Raw genomic sequence first — 16705 nt, 5'->3', positions numbered from 1 at the left:
CATGCTGCCGCATCGGGCGGTCCGCGCGCGAGGTCAGTCGCCGAGCGGGACGAGCGTCACCGCGAGTCCCGCTTCCCGGAGGAGCGCGATGGTCTCGGGCGCGGCCCCGTCGTCGGTCAGGAGGGCGTCGAAGGCCTCCAGGCCGGCGATCCGGCCGAGCTGCCGCACACCGAGCTTCGAGGCATCGGCGACCACGACCACCCGCTCGGCCGCGCGAACCATCCTGGCTTTCACCTCGGCCTCGGGCAGGTTGACGTTGGTCACGCCATGGCCTGCGTCGACACCGTTGCACCCGATGAAGGCGAGATCGGCGTGGACCTGGCCGAGTAGCGAACCGGCGAGCGGATCGACGAGCGAATGCTGGAGCGGCCGAAGCGATCCACCAGTGACGATCACCGAGAACCTCGGGATCTCCGACTCGAGCTCGAGCGCGATGGTCAGGCCGTTCGTGATGACCACGACGTCGGCGAGGTCGCGGCGAGCCTTGAGCGCGCGGGCGAGGGCGAGGCCGGTGCTGCCGACGTCGACGATCACGCTCTGACCGGAGCGCACCATCGCGGCCGCCGCCTCACCGATCCGCTGCTTCGCGTGGGCCGAGGTCGCGGTCGCGAGTTCGATCGGCGACTCCACGGCGCCGCGTCCCTGCACGGGCATCGCACCTCCGTGCACGCGGACGGCCTCGCCCTGGTCGACGAGGGTGTCGAGGTCCGTCCGGGCGGTCACCCGGGAGACGCCGAAGTCGTCGGAGATGTCGGCGACGCGCACGAAGCCGCGCTCATCGAGGAGCTCGCGGATGCGGTCGCGTCGCAGTGGGGCGGGCAACTGCATCGGCTCGTCGTCGGACATGCTTGAATCTTCGCTGACTTGCCTATACTTTTCAAGGCGAAACGTTGTACGTTTCCTTTCGACAACCCATTCTGAGGATCCCCATGCCCCCACTCGACGACACCTTCGTCATCGACCCGGCGATCGCGAGCTCGACCCAGCGCCTCGCCGACGGTCGCGAACTCATCTACTTCGACGACGTCGACACGACGCTGCCTGCGGAGCGCCTGCCCGACGCACGCGAACTCGCCCCACGACCGCCGACCGCATCCATGCGCCAGGACCCGCTCACAGGTGAGTGGATCTCGATCGCCGCCGCCCGCCAGAACCGCGTGATGCTGCCACCCGCGAACCTCGACCCGCTCGCGCCCGCGAGCCCCTCGAACCCCTCCGAGATCCCCGACCAGTACGACGTCGCGGTCTTCGAGAACAAGTCGCCGTCCTTCGGACCGCTGCTCGAAGACGAGAACGCACCGGTCGACCTCGCCGACCTCGAGACGGTTGGAATCGGCCGGACGCGCACCTCGGTCGGCCGATGCGAGGTCGTGAGCTTCAGCCCGTCGAGCACTGGTTCCTTCGGCTCGCTGTCCCGCACCCGGGCGCGCACGGTGATCGAAGCGTGGGCCCGCCGGACGCACGCACTGTCGCAGATCGACTCGATCCAGCAGGTGTTCCCCTTCGAGAACCGTGGCGAGCAGATCGGTGTCACCCTCCACCACCCGCACGGACAGATCTACTCCTACCCCTACGTGACCCCGCGCACGCAGCGGCTCATCGCCGCGAGCGAGGCCTACGGTCCCGGACTCTTCGCCGACATCCTCGCCGCGGAGCAGGCTGACGAGCGCGTCGTCCTCGCCGGCGAGCACTGGACGGCGTTCGTCCCGTTCGCCGCGCGCTGGCCCATCGAGGTACACCTGCTCCCCCACCGGCACGTGCCCGACTTCGCCGCGACCTCGCTCGAAGAACGGGACGAACTCGCCGGTCTCTACCTGCGGTTGCTGCGGGGAGTCGACGCCCTGTACGACACCCCGACCCCGTACATCGCCGCCTGGCACCAGGCGCCGACCCGCGTCCACCGCGACGAGCTCCGACTCCACCTGCAGCTCACCTCCCCACGTCGTGGAGCCGACCGCCTGAAGTACCTGGCCGGCTCCGAGGCCGCCATGGGCGCCTGGATCGGCGACGTCCCGCCCGAGACCACCGCCACCGCCCTGCGCGCCGCGATCGCCGCAGCCGACGAGGAGAACCCCGTATGACCGACCTGCAGCGCACCGCCACGAGCGGATTCGAGAACGCCTTCGGCAGCGAACCGCACGGCCTCTGGACCGCGCCCGGCCGCGTGAACATCATCGGCGAGCACACCGACTACAACGACGGCTTCGTGTTCCCGATGGCGATCGACCGCCGCACCGTCGCAGCCGTCCGGCGCCGTGACGACGACCGCATCCGCGTGTCGAGCAGCTTCTCGCCCGAGATCGTCGAGGTCTCGGTGCGCGCGCTCGATCCCGACGCCTTGCACGGCTGGTCTGCCTACCCGCTCGGCGTCGCATGGGCGCTCGGCCAGTTCGGGGCACCCTTGCAGGAGGTGCCCGGGGTCGACATCTACATCGACTCCGACGTCCCGGTCGGGGCCGGCCTCTCCTCCTCCGCGGCCATCGAGGCCTCGGTCGCCGTCGCACTGACCGAGATCTGGCACCTCGACCACGACCGCCGGACGCTCGCGAAGATCTGCCAGCTCGCCGAGAACCGAGCGGTCGGTGCGCCGACCGGCATCATGGACCAGTCGGCGTCGCTCCTCGGCCAGCGTGACTGCGGCGTCTTCCTCGACTGCCGCTCGCTCGAGACCGACGTCATCCCCCTCGGCTTCGAGGAGCACGACCTCGAGCTGCTCGTCATCGACACGCGCGTCGAGCACGCCCACGTGTCGGGCGGGTACGCGGCACGTCGGGCGTCCTGCGAGGCGGGTGCCGCAGCGCTCGGCGCCGACTCGCTCCGCGACGTCACGGTCGGCGACCTCGAGCGCGCTCGTGAACTGCTCGACGACGAGACCTTCCGCCGCGTCCGTCACGTCGTGACGGAGAACCAGCGTGTCCTCGACACCGTCCGGACCCTGCGCGAGCACGGGCCGACGTCGATCGGCGAGCTGCTCGTGGCCTCCCACGCGTCGATGCGTGACGATTTCGAGATCTCGGTTCCGGAACTCGACCTGGCCGTCGAGACGTCGATGGCGGCCGGTGCGATCGGGTCGCGGATGACCGGTGGTGGGTTCGGGGGTGCGGCGATCGCGCTGGTCCCCGTCGCCCTGGCGTCGGCCGTGGCCGAGGCGGTCACGGCGGCGTTCGCCGAGGCGTCCTTCACCGCCCCGACCATCTTCCCCGTCCGCCCCGCCGCCGGAGCCACCCGAGAATCCTGACCTTCCTCCTCCCCTGCCCGCGAGGGGTCCCGAATGGCTGGTCGAACAGCCTGACCACTAGCCATTCGGGACCCCTCGCGGGCAGCTTGTGAGGAACTTCGGCGGCGGGGTCCTTTCAGTGGTCAGGCTGAGGGGATGGCTGTCCGCGACTCGTTGCCCCAACCCCTTGCCCAGCGAGCCTTCACGGCTCACGAAGCCCGCACCCTGGGCGTGACCAGGGCCCGTCTGCGAGCTGGCGATCTCCGACATCCGCATCACGGCGTTCACGTCGCTCATGATGCGAAATCGGCGCACGAACGGGCATTGACGTACGCCCCGCTCTTGTTACCTGGTCAGTTCTTCAGCCACACGTTCGCGGCCTCGCTCTGGGAACTCCCGCTGCCGCTGCCGCTGGAGAACGGTCCCATCCATGTTTCGGCAGCGGCTCCACAGCGAGCGCCGAAGGGAGCGGCGGTCGTCGGGCACAAGCTCGACCGGTCACACTGGGAGACCGCGATACTGGGCGGGGTTCCGGTTTCCACCGCTGTCGATGTCTGGTGTCAGCTCGGCAACACGCTGTCGCTCGGTCAACTCATCATGATCGGCGATGCACTGGTCGGGCGCCAGGACCCGCTCGCGACGATGCCGCAACTCATCCGTGGGCTCGCACGCATGAACGGGCGACGCGGCGCGAAGCGGCTCAGGGAGGCGCTCCTGTCGATCCGTCCGGGAACGGACTCACCGCAGGAGACCAAGCTCCGGCTGTCGCTCGTTCAAGCTGGTCTTCCCGAACCGCAGGTGAATCGCGTCATCGTCGATGACGACGGCGCCTTCATGGCGCTCGGAGACCTGGTGTATCCCGAGCACCGAGTGCTCGTCGAGTACGACGGAGCCGTCCACTTCGCGACGGAAAGCCAGGCGTTCCGGGACATCGACCGGCTGGACCGCCTGATGGCCGCCGGTTGGCGAGTCATCCGGGTGAACCGATCGCACCTCGGCACTCCGTCGCTCATCGCCGACCGTGTGGCTCAGGCCCTGCGCTCACGAGGGGTCCCGAATGGCTAGCGGCACGCCGCGCGCACCAACCAAACGGGACCCCTCGCGGGCTGGGTTAGGGGGTGGCCATGCGGACGACGTTGGCGAGGAGACCGACGCGGGTCATGGGGCCGACACCACCGGGGTTCGGGCTGATCCACGAGGCGACCTCGGCCACGTCAGGGGCGACGTCGCCGACGACCCGGGACTTGCCGGTCTCGGGGTCGGTCTCGCGGCTCACACCGACGTCGAGGACGATCACGCCGGGCTTCACGGCATCGCGCGTGACGATCCCGGGGACGCCCGCCGCGGCGACGATCACGTCGGCGGTGCGGAGGATGTCGTCGAGTCCGACCGTTCCGGTGTGCGTCAGCGTGACCGTCGCGTTGTATTCACGACGGGTGAGCAGCGGGCCGATCGCGCGACCGACGGTGACCCCGCGGCCCACGACGACGACGTGCTTGCCCGCCCAGCTGATCCCATGGCGTTCCACCAGCTCGATGACGCCCTTCGGCGTGCACGGCAGCGGCGTGTGGATCGGGCGGTTCACGTTGAGCACGAGACGACCGAGGTTGGTCGGGTGGAGCCCGTCGGCGTCCTTCTCGGGATCGATGCGCTCGAGGATCGCGTCGGTGTCGATGTGCTTCGGCAACGGCAGCTGCACGATGTAGCCGGTGCAGCTCTCGTCGGCGTTGAGCTCGTCGAGGACGGCCTCGAGCTCCTCCTGCGAGACCGTCTCGGGCAGGTCGCGTCGGATCGACTCCATGCCGACCTCGGCGCAGTCGCGGTGCTTCCCGGCGACGTACCACTGCGAACCCGGGTCGGACCCGACGAGGACGGTGCCCAGCCCGACCGAGATGCCACGCTCCTTGAGCGCGGCCACCTCGATCGCGAGTTCGGACTTGATGGCGGTGGCCGTGGCCTTACCGTCGAGGATCTGTGCGGTCATGCGCCCGCGCCCTACTGCTGGAGGCCGGGGTAGAGCGGGAAGCGCTCGGCGAGCGCGGTGACGCGCTCCCGGAGGGCTCCGGCCTCGGCACCGTTGCGCAGCGCGAGAGCGATGATGTCGGCGACCTCGGCGAACTCGGTGTCGCCGAAGCCACGCGTCGCAAGTGCCGGGGTGCCGATCCGCAGACCGGAGGTCACCATCGGCGGGCGCGGGTCGAACGGCACCGAGTTGCGGTTGACCGTGATGCCGACCTCGTGGAGGAGGTCTTCGGCCTGCTGGCCGTCGAGCTCGGAGGTGCGGAGGTCGGCGAGCACGAGGTGCACGTCGGTGCCGCCGGTGAGGACGTCGATTCCGGCGGCCTTCGACGCCTCGGAGGTGAGCGCCTCGGCGAGGAGCTTGGCACCGCGGAGTGTCCGCTCCTGCCGGTCCTTGAACTCCGCCGTGGCGGCGAGCTTGAACGCCGTCGCCTTGGCGGCGATGACGTGCATGAGTGGTCCGCCCTGCTGGCCGGGGAACACGTTCGAGTTGAGCTTCTTGGCGAGCTCCATGTCGCGGCTCACGATGAAGCCGGAGCGCGGGCCGCCGATGGTCTTGTGCACGGTGGAGGACACGACGTCGGCGAACGGCACGGGCGACGGGTGGACCCCTGCGGCGACGAGGCCGGCGAAGTGCGCCATGTCGACCCAGAGCTTCGCGCCGACCTCGTCGGCGATCGCGCGGAACGCGGCGAAGTCGAGCTGGCGCGGGTAGGCGGACCAACCGGCGATGATGACCTGCGGCTTGTGCTCGAGTGCCTTGTCGCGGACGACGTCCATGTCGACGAGGAAGGTCTCGGGGTCGACGCCGTAGGAGACGGCGTTGTAGAGCTTGCCGGAGAAGTTGAGCTTCATGCCGTGGGTGAGGTGACCACCGTGGGCGAGCTCGAGACCGAGGATGGTGTCGCCGGGGGTGGCGATCGCCGAGAGGACCGCGGCGTTGGCCGTGGCGCCCGAGTGCGGCTGGACGTTCGCGTACGCGGCACCGAAGAGGCTCTTGGCCCGCTCGATCGCGAGGGACTCGGCGATGTCGACGAACTCGCAGCCGCCGTAGTAGCGACGACCCGGGTAGCCCTCGGCGTACTTGTTGGTGAGGACACTGCCCTGCGACTGCAGGACGGAGACGGGCACGAAGTTCTCGCTCGCGATCATCTCGAGGGTGTTGCGCTGGCGACCGAGCTCCTGCTCGAGGACCGCTGCGATCTCGGGATCGACCTCGGAGAGTGGCGCGTTGAAGGTGTCGGACAAGACTGGCTCCCTTTTATGACAGAACGGATGTCGGTGATGTGCCGTTTCGGCCCAGGCGTGCGGCCGAATCCGCCCTTGTCTTCAAGGTGCAGGGTCGCTCCCCGATGGTGAACCATCTGAGGCGGAGCGGAACTCCGTCTATACGCCAGTTGCGACTGCTAGCAGCATAGCAACGGGACGCCCGACGCGCACCGTCCTGTGGAGAGGCCGGGCAACGGTGGGGGCCGGTGTGTCAGGATGGCCCGACGCTTGTTCACCCTCCGAACAAACCCCGTTCCAGCCCCCCACGATCCCGCGTCGCCGACGCCGAAGGAACCGCCCATGAGCCTGCTGCCCCGCCCCGTCTCGCAGACCACCGACGCCTCCGCTCCCCCGTTCCGGTTGTCGGCGGAGTCGGTGATCCGTACCGACCCGTCGGCGGCGACCACGGCCCGGATCCTCGCCGACGCCCTGCGCGCTTCCACGGGGTTCGCGCTCCTGGTCGAGACCGCCGGCACGGAGGAGGTCGTGGACTCCGCGGGTACGGTCATCAGGCTGTCGATCGACCCCAGCCTGTCGACGACGAGCGGGGCCTATCGATTGACCGCCGCAGCCTCCGGTGTCGAGATCGTCGGCGCGGACGCCGACGGGGTCCACCACGGCACGCAGACGCTCAGGCAGCTCCTCCCGCCGGCCAACTGGGCACCGACGGCCGGCGCACAGGACTGGATCGTCTCCGCGACCGTCATCGACGACGCTCCGCGCTTCGCCTACCGCGGCGCGATGCTCGACGTCGCGAGGCACTTCTTCACGGTCGCGCAGGTGCAGCGGTTCATCGACCAGATCGCCGCACTCAAGCTCAACCACCTGCATCTGCATCTCACCGACGACCAGGGGTGGCGCCTCGAGATCGCCGGGTGGCCGGAGCTCACCGGGATCGGTGCGGCGACCGCGGTCGGTGGAGGCACGGGCGGCTCGTACAGCGCCGACGACTACCGGGCGATCATCGAGTACGCCGCCGACCGACGCGTCACGATCGTCCCCGAGATCGACGTCCCCGGACACACGAACGCGGTCCTCTCGGCGTATCCCGAACTCAACCCGGACGGCGTCGCCCGCGAGCCGTACACCGGCACGGAGGTCGGCTTCTCGAGCCTCGACATCCATGCCGAGTCCACCTACGCGTTCCTCGAGGACGTGTTCACCCAGCTCGCCGCGATGACCCCGGGCCCCTATCTCCACCTCGGCGGCGATGAAGCGCTCGCCACCCCTGAGGCGGACTTCCTCCACTTCGCCCGTCGGGTGTCCGAGTTGGTCGCCACGACGGGGAAGACCGCCATCGCCTGGCACGAGTTCGGCGCGTCACGCGACCTCGACCCCGGCACCATCGGCCAGTACTGGAACTACGTCTCCCCCGAGGACGGTCACGCCGACAAGCTGCGCTCGTTCGTGGATCAGGGCGGGCAGGTCATCATGTCTCCGGCGGACGCCGCCTACCTCGACATGCAGTACCCCGACGTCGCGACGGCAGGCCTCACCTGGGCGGACGGCCCCACGAGTGTCGAACGCTCCGCCGTCTGGGAGCCAACCGAGATCGTCGAAGGCGTCGGTGAGCAGGACATCCTCGGCGTCGAGGCCCCGCTCTGGACGGAGACCGTGGCCGACGTGCAGACGCTCGAGTTCCTCGTCTTCCCTCGTGTCGCGTCCATCGCGGAGATCGGATGGTCGGAGCGACGCGCGCCGGACTGGAGCGACTTCCGGGTCCGGCTGGCCGAACTTGCTCAGGGATGGTCGGCAGCGGGCATCGCCTTCCACCGCTCCCCCGAGGTCAGCTGGCTCGACTGATCCGAGCGACGGTCGGAAAGGCGGCCGGGAGCGATGCTCGCCCCCGAGCACCACTCCCGGCCTGTCGACGGGTACGCACGAAGGCGCCCCCTCCCGTCGAGATCTGCAACGTTTCGGGTCCGTTGCCCGATGCACACCGGCCGTGGCGCGCATCGTGGCCGTCCGAGGACGACCCAGCCGGGTCCCCGTCGCCGGGAATCCTGCTGTTCATCCTGAGAGAGTGCATCCCGAGCAGGTCATGACGCGGTTTCCCAGAACAATCGAAACGGATCTTCCTCGGCGCCAGCGGCTGTCCGCGAGACACCTCGTGCCAAGATGAGGAATCGGCGTCATGATCCCGCTTCACCCGACTCTCTTGAGCGGGCACGGTGCCCGGTAATGCGCAGCTCGCAGACGGAGGCATCATGAGCCTGGACACATCCCCGGCTTCATCGCTCGCCGAGCGATCGGATGCCGAGCTCATCGAGCACACCCGCACGGGCTCGCAGGACGCCTACGCGGAGCTGTGGCGACGGCACTCGAACGCCGGACGGACCGTCGCCCGGTCCGTCACCTCGAGCCTCGATCCCGACGACCTCGTCTCGGAATCCTTCGCCCGCATCTATCAGGCGGTCCGCCGCGGGAAGGGACCCACCGGCGCCTTCCGCCCGTACCTGTTCACCACCATCCGGAACACGGCGGCCGCATGGGGCCGGTCGCGTCGGGAGACCTCACTCGACACCCTGGACTCCTTCGAGGACCCGGACACGAACGAGGCGTCCTCGATCGAGGCCCTCGACCGCAGCCTGAGTGCCCGAGCGTTCCGAAGCCTGCCGACCCGGTGGCAGGAGGTGCTCTGGTACACGGAGATCGAGGCGATGACACCTGCGGAGGTCGCGCCGCTCCTCGGGATGAAGGCCAACTCGGTGGCCGCGCTCGCCTACCGAGCACGCGAGGGGCTGCGCGAAGCGTGGATCCAGGCGCACCTGCAGGCCGTCGACGACGACTCGGAGCACGCCTTCACGATCAGCAGGCTCGGGTCGTACGCGCGCGGGAACCTCTCCGCCCGGGACACGGCCAAGGTCGAGTCGCACCTGGACGCCTGTCAGCGGTGCACCATCGTGGCCGCTGAGGCGAAGGAGGTCGGCTCGCGCATGGCGCTCGTCCTCCTCCCCCTCGTCGCAGGCGCCGCCGGTGCGGCCGGCTACACCGCGTGGTTGCAGACGAACGGTGCGTCGACGACCGCGGTCGCCGCGATGCCGGCCGGCGTCACCGGCGGGGTCGCACTGACGGCGCACCTGAGCACCTCGGTGGCGGCCTCCGGCGGAGCAGCGGCTTCCGGAGCAGCCGGTTCCAGCGGTGCCGCGTCGGGTGCCGGCGTCGCGTCGGGTGCGGGCGTCGCGGGTGCTGCGACGGCAGGTCTCTCCGGTGGGATCATCGCCGCGATCGGCGTCGGCGTCGTCGCGGCGGTGACCGCCGCCGCGCTCGTCCTGGGTCCGGTGGTGTTCCCGCCCGGAGCAGACTCGGCGACCTCCGTCTCGGCCGACGAGACCAGCGACCCCGTCGCCGTGCCGACACCGGGCGCGACTCCGACCACGGGTCCGACGACGTCGCCGTCCGCGCCGACGACCCCGACACCCTCGGCACCGGTGCCCACTCCCCGGCCGACGCCCGGCACGGGTGCGACGCCGCCTCCGGTGGCCGACCCCCAGGTGCCGTCGCCGACGGCTCCGCCCGTCGCCCCTCCCGTCGATCCCGTCGACCCGGTGGACCCCGTGGATCCGACGGACCCCGAGGAGCTCCCGGCGCCGACGATGGCCGCCGACACCGGTGGCGGCTTCCTGTGGCCTGCCTTCAGCGGTACCGCAGCGGCCGGCGCCACCGTCGACATCCTCGACGGAGAGGTGGTCGTCGCGTCGACGGTCGTGCCGGCCTCCGCTCGGCGGGCGTCCGCCACAGCCCCTCCCGAGACCGGGACCTGGTCGACCGGCCCGGTCGACCTCGGCCGCACGGGCACCTTCGTCCTGACCGTCCGCCAGACCCTGGGCGACGAGGTCTCCGTGTCCGCCGAACCGGCCACCATGTCGATCAGCGGGCCGGCCGTCACCGGGCTCCGGACGGTCCTGTCGGTGCAGTTCCTCGATCCGACCGGCCCGCTCGTGGTCGTCGGTGCTCCGAACGGCGCGGTCGGATACACGGTCGACGGTGGTGACGAGCAACGCGTCGCGCTCGACGCCGACGGTCGAGCGACGCTCACCGGCGCCGCCGTTGCCGTCGGGTTCCACGAGCTCAGCGTCTGGAGCGTCGACCCGTCCGACCCATCGCGCGTGGGACCTGCGACCTCCGTCGAGTACCTCTCGCTGACCGGACTCCTGAGTACCGACGCCGCCGTCGATCCGGCGACGGCCCCGCTCCCGGAAGCGGTTCTGGACACCGCACCGGAGGCGGTTCCCGCTCCGGTCCCGGTTCAGGCCGTCGTCGACCCGATCGCGGATCAGACCCCGGCCGAAGCGGATCCGGCGACGGAGACGGACGTGCCGAGTCCGACCGAGCAGGATCCGGCGACCGAGCCGGATCTGGCGACGGAGACGCCGGTGGAGACCGCGCCCGACGTCACCGCGCCGACCGATGGTGCAGACGCCTCACCGGCGCCGACGACGGACGAACCGGCTGTACCGTAAGCGGTCCCGCTCAGCGCGTCCGCAACGGCTCGTGCTCGATCAGACGGACTCGCGCTTGCGGGTGCGCAGCACGTCCGCCGCGAGGAGTGAGGTCGCGACCACGGCGAGGCACACGTACACCCACGGCAGCACGCCGAGACCGATCTCGGCGAGGAGCAACGCGCCGAGCGCCGAGCCGCCACCGATACCCGTGTTGAACGCCGTCGTGTAGAACGCGTTCGCGGTGTCGCGGATGCGCGGGCTCGCCGCGTGCAGGAGGCGCGTCTGCATGAGCGGCGGCAGCATGCCGAAGGCCGTCCCCCAGAGGAAGAACGCGACGAGTGCGCCCGGAAGCCAGCCTGCTGAGAGGGCGAGGACGCTCACCATGGCCGCCGACACGGTCAGGGCGACGAACAGGCCCGTGGTCGCACGCCTCGCGAAGACGCTGCCGGTGAGGATGAGGCCGATCGCGCCCGCGACGCCGTAGACGAGGAGGAGGATGCTGAGCTGGCCGCCCGGGACACCGACCTCGCCGATGAGGAACGGCGCGATGTAGGTGTAGAACGCGTAATGTCCCGCCATGATGACGCCGACCGCGATGCAGACGATCGCGACCGGGACGATGCTCGGATCACGGCCCGTGGCACCCGAGGCGGCCGCGTGCGACTCCTCCCGACCGACGGGCGGCAGCTTCCACCACACGACGACGGCGCCGAGGAGCATCGCCGCGGCGAGGACGCCGAACGCGAGTCGCCAGCCGAGCGCGTGCCCGAGCGCGGTGCTGAGCGGGACGCCGAGGACGAAGGCGAGCGTGCCTCCCGCGATCGTCACGGACACGGCGCGCGCGAGCTGCTCCTTCGGGACCAGGTGACCGGCGTACGCGCCGACGACCGCCCAGAAGACGCCATGGGCGAGCCCGCCGAGCACCCGGGTGGCGACGAGGAGCTCGTAGTTCGGGGCGAGCGCGCCGAGACCGGTGCTCACGCCGAGGACCACGATGACGGCCACGAGCAACGCGTGTCGCGGGACACGCCTGGTGAGGTGGATGAGCGCGGTGCTCGACAGCACTACCGTGAACGCGAACACGCTGACAAGGAGCCCGATCTGCGACTCGGTGACGCCGAGCGAGGTGCTCATCTCCGGGAGGAGGCCGGTCGGGATCATCTCGCCGGTGACGGAGAGGAAGGTGCCCGCCGCGAGCGCGATCAGGCCGACCCAGGGGAACGGCGGTGACGTCGGCTTGGAGGGTTCGGCGGCGCGCGCCGAGGAGGGCGAAGAGGAGGTCATCGGATTGCTCCAACGATGGCGTTCACTCGTCGGCTGACGTGGCGGACGAGTTCGTCTACGCGCTGATGTGCGCGCCCAGGGTCAACCGACATCCGGCGACCGCGGACGAGTCTACCCGAGGGCGGGAATGCGGAGGGCTCGATCCGACGTTGCAGCTGACGTGAAGGTGACAGAGAGGCCGCTCATGCGCATTGCAGAACTCGCTGAACGAACGGGTGTCCCGGCCACCCGGCTCCGCTCCTACGAGGAGGAGGGACTCCTGGCGCCCGTGCGCGCGTCGCACGCGCCCGAGGAGTACGAACCGTCCGCGATCGACCACGTCGTCACGGTCGACAACCTGTTCGACGCGGGGCTCACGACCCGTCTCGTGCGCGTGGTCCTCGATCTCGACGACGCACGCACCTCGCGTGCCGTGCCCGACTGCTCCCGCGCGACGGCCGAGTCGCTCCACGCGCAGATCGCCTCGATCGACGCCCGCATCGACTGCCTGCGACAGAGCCGCGAGACGGTGCGGTCGTACCTGCGGCAGTCCTCCCACGCCGACCTCGTCGACGAGCGGTCCGTCCCTGCGGCTTGAGCCGTCGGGTCCCGGTAACCTGAGTCGGTGACGAACTCGACCGATCCCTCCGCTGTGCCATCGACCACGCACGAGCGCTCCGTCCACTGGGTGCTCTCGATCATCTGCGAGGACCGGCCCGGCATCGTGCACGCGATCAGCGGTGCGATCGTCGAGGCCGACGGCAACATCACCGAGAGCCAGCAGTTCTCGAGCGATGACACCGGGCGGTTCTTCATGCGGCTCCAGGTCGAGGCGGCGGTCTCGCGCGAGCGCTTCGAGGCGGCCATCGCACCGGTCGTCGAGCGGTACGCCCTCCAGTGGCGGCTCGACGTCGTCGGTCGTCCGCTCCGGACGCTCGTCCTGGCCTCGACGGCGGCACACTGCGTCAACGACCTCCTCTTCCGTCAACGGGCCGGCCAGCTCCCGGTCGAGATCCCCCTCGTGCTCAGCAACCACGGTTCACTCCGCGATCTCGCCTCCTTCTACGGCGTGCCCTTCGAGGCGCTGCCCGTGACGGACGCCGCCTCGAAGGCGGCGTTCGAGGCCAGGGTCGTCGAGGCCGTCGAGGAGCACGACATCGAGCTCGTCGTCCTCGCCAGGTACATGCAGATCCTCTCCCCCGAGCTCTGCGAGCGCCTCGCCGGTCGCGCCATCAACATCCACCACTCCTTCCTGCCCGGTTTCAAGGGCGCGAACCCCTACAAGCAGGCGCATGCGCGCGGCGTCAAGCTCATCGGTGCGACGGCGCACTTCGTGACGAGCGACCTCGACGAGGGACCGATCATCGAGCAGAACGTCGTCCGCGTTGACCACTCCCGCTCCCCCGCGGAGCTCGTCGCCATCGGCCAGGACGAGGAGAGCCGCACCCTCACCCAGGCGGTGAAGTGGTTCGCCGAGGACCGCGTCCTCCTCGACGGTGCGCGCACGATCATCTTCCGCTGACCCGGAGCGGGCTCGCTGCCACGCGCCGTAGAATCGTGTGGTGTCTGAACGAACTCCCGCCGACGTGAAGATCGGCCCCAACGAGATCCTGCGGTTCTTCCTCGAACTCTTCGCCTTCTTCTCGCTCGGCTTCTGGGGCGTCGCGGTGTGGCCGTTCCCGCTGAACGTGGTCGTCGGGATCGCCGCGCCGGTCGTCGCGATCATCCTCTGGGCGCTGTTCCTCTCACCGCGCGCCGTGATCCGCATCGACCTCTACGGCCAGGCGGTCGTCGAGCTCCTCATCTTCGCGGCGGCGGCGCTCGCCTGGTTGCACCTCGGGCAGCCGATCATCGCGACCGTCTTCGCCGTGGTCGCCGTCGCCAGTGGTGTCGTCCGCGGACGTAAGCAGCTCGCATGAACGAGCTCCTGATCCACTCCGCCACCAAGGTCGACGTCGACGGCCACCAGGACGCCTTCTGGCTGCACGCGGTCGACGGGGTCATCCGCTCCACCGGCACCGGCGACGACTGGCGCTCCATCCCCGTCGGCGACGGCGCATCCGTCCACAACGCACACGGCGGCCACCTCACGCCGGGGTTCATCGACCTCCACGTCCACGGTGGCGGCGGGTCGTCCTTCGACGACGGACGCGACGCCATCGGACGCGCACTCGCGGTGCACCGGGCACACGGGACCACGAGGACACTCATCAGCCTCGTGTCGAACCCGGTCGACGCCCTCGTCGCGAGCCTCGAGGGGATCGCCGACCTCGTCGCCGAGGATCCGCTGGTCCTCGGAGCCCACCTCGAAGGTCCGTTCCTCTCACCGGTCAAGAAGGGCGCGCACGACCCCGGTGCGCTCATCGACCCGAGCCCGGCGGTCGTCGAACGCCTCATCGACGCGAGCCGAGGCACGCTGCGGCAGATCACGATCGCCCCTGAGCTGCCGAACGCCCTCGAGGCGATCCAGGTCCTCGTCGAGGCCGGCGTCATCGTCGCCGTGGGTCACACCGACGCCGACGAGGCACTGACGAAGACGGCGTTCGATCTCGGCGCCCGGCTCGTCACCCACGTGTTCAACGCGATGAACGGGATCCACCACCGCGCGCCCGGACCGATCATCGCCTCCTTCGCCGACGAGCGGGTCACGGTCGAGCTCATCCTCGACGGCGAACACGTGCACCCCGACGTCGCCAAGCTCGCCTTCGAGCAGGCACCGGGCCGTGTCGCACTCATCACCGACGCGATGGCCGCAGCAGGCTCCTCCGACGGCCGGTACCTCCTGGGAGCCCTCGAGGTCCAGGTGACGGACGGTCTGGCGCGGCTCGTGGAAGGCGACTCGATCGCCGGCTCCACGCTGACGCTCGACCGGGCGCTCCGACTCGCCGTCGCGAGCGGTGTCGCGGCGGACGCGGCGGTCGGTGCCCTCACGAGCACCCCGGCCCGCGTCCTCGGCCTGGCCGAACGCTTCGGTCGGCTGGCCCCGGGATACGCCGCGGACGCCGTCCTCCTCGACCACCAGTGGAACGTCCAGGCGGTCTGGGCCGACGGATCACCCCTGCCGCGATGACGACGCCTCCCGTCCTCGACGCCCTCCGTGACGCCCTCGGCGACGCGGTCTCGACGACGGACGCCGTCCTCGCGGACGCACGGTCCGACAAGTCCGGACACGTGTCGGACGCCCCGCCCCTCGCCGTGGTCTCCGCGCGTTCCATCGAGGATGTCCAGACGGTGATGCGTATCGCCACCGCGACCGGGACGCCGGTCGTGACACGCGGTGCCGGTACCGGACTGGCCGGCGGCGCGCTCGGCGGCGCGGGCGAGATCGTCCTGTCGACGCTCGAGATGCAGCGCGTCCTGGAGATCAACGAACCCGACCTCCTCGCGGTCGTCGAACCAGGCATCATCAACGGTGCCTTCAACGACCTCCTGCTCGCCCGAGGACTCTGGTTCGCTCCCGACCCGGCGAGCCGCGCGATCTCGACCGTCGGCGGGAACATCGCGACCGGTGCCGGCGGCCTGCTCTGCGCCAAGTACGGGGTGACGCGCGACGCCGTCCTCGCCCTCAAGGTGGTCCTGGCCGACGGACGACTCATCAGCGTCGGGCACCGGAGCGTGAAGGGGGTCACCGGCCTCGACCTCACGAGTCTCATGGTCGGCTCCGAGGGCGTCCTCGGCGTCATCGTCGAGGCGACCGTCCGCATCCGGCGCGTGACGCCGGGCACCGTCGCGACCATCGCCGGCTACTTCCCGAGCGTGGTCTCGGCAGCGGAGGCCACCGCCGCCGTCACCGCGTCCGGTGTCCAGCCGTCGATCATGGAACTGCTCGACCCCGTCGCGCTCGTCGCCGTGCACCGCTACCTGCAGCTGCCGACTCCGACCAGCGGCGAGGCGCACGTCGTGATCCAGACCGACGGCCCGAACGCCGAGGCGGAGGCCGCCGCGATCCTCGATGTGCTCCACGCCGGCGGCGGGCGTGCCGAGATGTCCACCGACCACGCGACGGGTGAGCACCTGTTGGCCGTCCGCCGTGCCCTGCACCCCTCGCTCGAGCAGTTCGGCACCCCGCTCATCGAGGACGTGTCGGTCCCCCGCAGCCAGTTGGCGGCGATGTTCACGGCGATCGGCGAGATCGAGCGCCGGTACGGCATCTCCATCCCGACGGTCGCGCACGCGGGCGATGGCAACCTCCACCCGAACTTCGTCTTCGAGGGTGTCGAGGTACCAGACCTCATCTGGCAGGCCGCCGACGACCTCTTCACCACCGCGCTGCGGCTCGGCGGTACCCTCACCGGCGAGCACGGCATCGGCCTGCTCAAGAAGCGCTGGCTCGGCGACGAGCTCGGCGAGGATCAGCTCGCGCTCCAGCACGGGATCAAGCGGCTCTTCGACCCCGAGAACCTCCTCAACCCGGGCAAGATGTTCTGAGGCCCTTCGACAGGCTCAGGGACCGGAGGCTGGCTCAGGGACCGGAGGCTGGCTCAGGGACCGG

Annotated in this window: 14 protein-coding genes and 1 riboswitch; of the genes, 10 read left to right on the top strand and 4 right to left on the bottom strand. The window is 70.2% G+C overall.

Annotated features, from left to right (window positions below; translation table 11 throughout):
- Window positions 1-33: 33 nt before the first annotated feature.
- Window positions 34-846 carry a DeoR/GlpR family DNA-binding transcription regulator gene (locus ITJ66_RS07140; RefSeq protein ID WP_064296618.1) on the bottom strand — a complete coding sequence of 271 codons (813 nt, stop codon included), beginning with the start codon at window positions 844-846 and terminating at the stop codon, window positions 34-36.
- Between the two features lie 83 nt (window positions 847-929).
- On the opposite strand from ITJ66_RS07140, the gene galT reads away from it, so the two are divergent.
- From galT to ITJ66_RS07125, 3 genes are all read left to right on the top strand, one after another.
- On the top strand, window positions 930-2081 hold the full coding sequence (gene galT / locus ITJ66_RS07135; protein WP_194644177.1) for a galactose-1-phosphate uridylyltransferase: 1152 nt from the start codon (window positions 930-932) through the stop codon (window positions 2079-2081).
- Entirely contained in the window at window positions 2078-3238 is a 1161-nt protein-coding gene (galK, locus tag ITJ66_RS07130) for a galactokinase (protein WP_194644175.1), read from the top strand. Before galT ends, galK begins: the two co-directional genes overlap by 4 nt.
- A 135-nt stretch (window positions 3239-3373) precedes the next feature.
- Window positions 3374-4282, top strand: a complete 909-nt coding sequence (locus ITJ66_RS07125; RefSeq protein WP_194644172.1) for an endonuclease domain-containing protein — start codon at window positions 3374-3376, stop codon at window positions 4280-4282.
- Window positions 4283-4328: 46 nt separating this feature from the next.
- On the opposite strand, the gene ITJ66_RS07120 is transcribed toward ITJ66_RS07125, so the two are convergent.
- Window positions 4329-5201 carry a bifunctional methylenetetrahydrofolate dehydrogenase/methenyltetrahydrofolate cyclohydrolase gene (locus ITJ66_RS07120; RefSeq protein WP_085510300.1) on the bottom strand — a complete coding sequence of 291 codons (873 nt, stop codon included), beginning with the start codon at window positions 5199-5201 and terminating at the stop codon, window positions 4329-4331.
- An 11-nt stretch (window positions 5202-5212) separates the two neighbouring features.
- Window positions 5213-6484: a serine hydroxymethyltransferase gene (gene glyA, locus ITJ66_RS07115; protein ID WP_064296623.1), complete on the bottom strand. Its 1272-nt coding sequence runs from the start codon at window positions 6482-6484 to the stop codon at window positions 5213-5215.
- 42 nt (window positions 6485-6526) lie between these two features.
- A riboswitch (ZMP/ZTP riboswitch) is annotated at window positions 6527-6645 on the bottom strand.
- Between the two features lie 160 nt (window positions 6646-6805).
- On the opposite strand from glyA, the gene ITJ66_RS07110 reads away from it, so the two are divergent.
- Together ITJ66_RS07110 and ITJ66_RS07105 are read left to right on the top strand one after the other, a co-directional pair.
- Complete coding sequence (locus tag ITJ66_RS07110) at window positions 6806-8308, top strand: beta-N-acetylhexosaminidase (protein WP_194644170.1); 1503 nt, start codon at window positions 6806-6808, stop codon at window positions 8306-8308.
- A gap of 404 nt (window positions 8309-8712) precedes the next feature.
- On the top strand, window positions 8713-10968 hold the full coding sequence (locus tag ITJ66_RS07105) for a sigma-70 family RNA polymerase sigma factor (protein WP_194644168.1): 2256 nt from the start codon (window positions 8713-8715) through the stop codon (window positions 10966-10968).
- A 39-nt stretch (window positions 10969-11007) separates the two neighbouring features.
- Here ITJ66_RS07105 and ITJ66_RS07100 read toward each other — a convergent pair whose 3' ends face one another.
- Window positions 11008-12234: an MFS transporter gene (locus tag ITJ66_RS07100; RefSeq protein ID WP_194644166.1), complete on the bottom strand. Its 1227-nt coding sequence runs from the start codon at window positions 12232-12234 to the stop codon at window positions 11008-11010.
- Between the two features lie 184 nt (window positions 12235-12418).
- Between ITJ66_RS07100 and ITJ66_RS07095 the strand changes: the two genes are divergently transcribed.
- From ITJ66_RS07095 to ITJ66_RS07075, 5 genes are read left to right on the top strand one after another with little or no spacing between them, the layout of a single operon-like run.
- Window positions 12419-12811 (top strand): MerR family transcriptional regulator, encoded by a 393-nt coding sequence (locus ITJ66_RS07095; RefSeq protein ID WP_191940665.1) that lies wholly within the window; start codon window positions 12419-12421, stop codon window positions 12809-12811.
- A gap of 27 nt (window positions 12812-12838) precedes the next feature.
- Window positions 12839-13735, top strand: a complete 897-nt coding sequence (gene purU, locus ITJ66_RS07090; RefSeq protein ID WP_370582583.1) for a formyltetrahydrofolate deformylase — start codon at window positions 12839-12841, stop codon at window positions 13733-13735.
- 40 nt (window positions 13736-13775) lie between these two features.
- The gene (locus ITJ66_RS07085; RefSeq protein ID WP_234993927.1) at window positions 13776-14132 is read left to right on the top strand and encodes a YrdB family protein; all 357 of its coding nucleotides are present in this window, start codon (window positions 13776-13778) and stop codon (window positions 14130-14132) included.
- Complete coding sequence (gene nagA / locus ITJ66_RS07080; RefSeq protein WP_194644164.1) at window positions 14129-15283, top strand: N-acetylglucosamine-6-phosphate deacetylase; 1155 nt, start codon at window positions 14129-14131, stop codon at window positions 15281-15283. The genes ITJ66_RS07085 and nagA overlap by 4 nt, the downstream gene beginning before the upstream one ends.
- On the top strand, window positions 15280-16641 hold the full coding sequence (locus ITJ66_RS07075; RefSeq protein WP_194644162.1) for an FAD-binding oxidoreductase: 1362 nt from the start codon (window positions 15280-15282) through the stop codon (window positions 16639-16641). Before nagA ends, ITJ66_RS07075 begins: the two co-directional genes overlap by 4 nt.
- The last annotated feature ends 64 nt before the right edge of the window (window positions 16642-16705 follow it).

This window comes from Plantibacter sp. VKM Ac-2885, from assembly GCF_015351205.1.
Taxonomy (GTDB): domain Bacteria; phylum Actinomycetota; class Actinomycetes; order Actinomycetales; family Microbacteriaceae; genus Plantibacter; species Plantibacter auratus.
This window is presented reverse-complemented; position numbering and strand designations above follow the sequence as displayed.

What these genes read in the sequence shown, in the direction of transcription:
- ITJ66_RS07140 (WP_064296618.1), bottom strand. Translation starts at nt 846, where the DNA reads ATGTCCGACGACGAGCCGATGCAGTTGCCCGCCCCACTGCGACGCGAC.
- galT (WP_194644177.1), top strand. Translation starts at nt 930, where the DNA reads ATGCCCCCACTCGACGACACCTTCGTCATCGACCCGGCGATCGCGAGC.
- galK (WP_194644175.1), top strand. Translation starts at nt 2,078, where the DNA reads ATGACCGACCTGCAGCGCACCGCCACGAGCGGATTCGAGAACGCCTTC.
- ITJ66_RS07125 (WP_194644172.1), top strand. Translation starts at nt 3,374, where the DNA reads ATGGCTGTCCGCGACTCGTTGCCCCAACCCCTTGCCCAGCGAGCCTTC.
- ITJ66_RS07120 (WP_085510300.1), bottom strand. Translation starts at nt 5,201, where the DNA reads ATGACCGCACAGATCCTCGACGGTAAGGCCACGGCCACCGCCATCAAG.
- ITJ66_RS07110 (WP_194644170.1), top strand. Translation starts at nt 6,806, where the DNA reads ATGAGCCTGCTGCCCCGCCCCGTCTCGCAGACCACCGACGCCTCCGCT.
- ITJ66_RS07105 (WP_194644168.1), top strand. Translation starts at nt 8,713, where the DNA reads ATGAGCCTGGACACATCCCCGGCTTCATCGCTCGCCGAGCGATCGGAT.
- ITJ66_RS07100 (WP_194644166.1), bottom strand. Translation starts at nt 12,234, where the DNA reads ATGACCTCCTCTTCGCCCTCCTCGGCGCGCGCCGCCGAACCCTCCAAG.
- ITJ66_RS07095 (WP_191940665.1), top strand. Translation starts at nt 12,419, where the DNA reads ATGCGCATTGCAGAACTCGCTGAACGAACGGGTGTCCCGGCCACCCGG.
- nagA (WP_194644164.1), top strand. Translation starts at nt 14,129, where the DNA reads ATGAACGAGCTCCTGATCCACTCCGCCACCAAGGTCGACGTCGACGGC.
- ITJ66_RS07075 (WP_194644162.1), top strand. Translation starts at nt 15,280, where the DNA reads ATGACGACGCCTCCCGTCCTCGACGCCCTCCGTGACGCCCTCGGCGAC.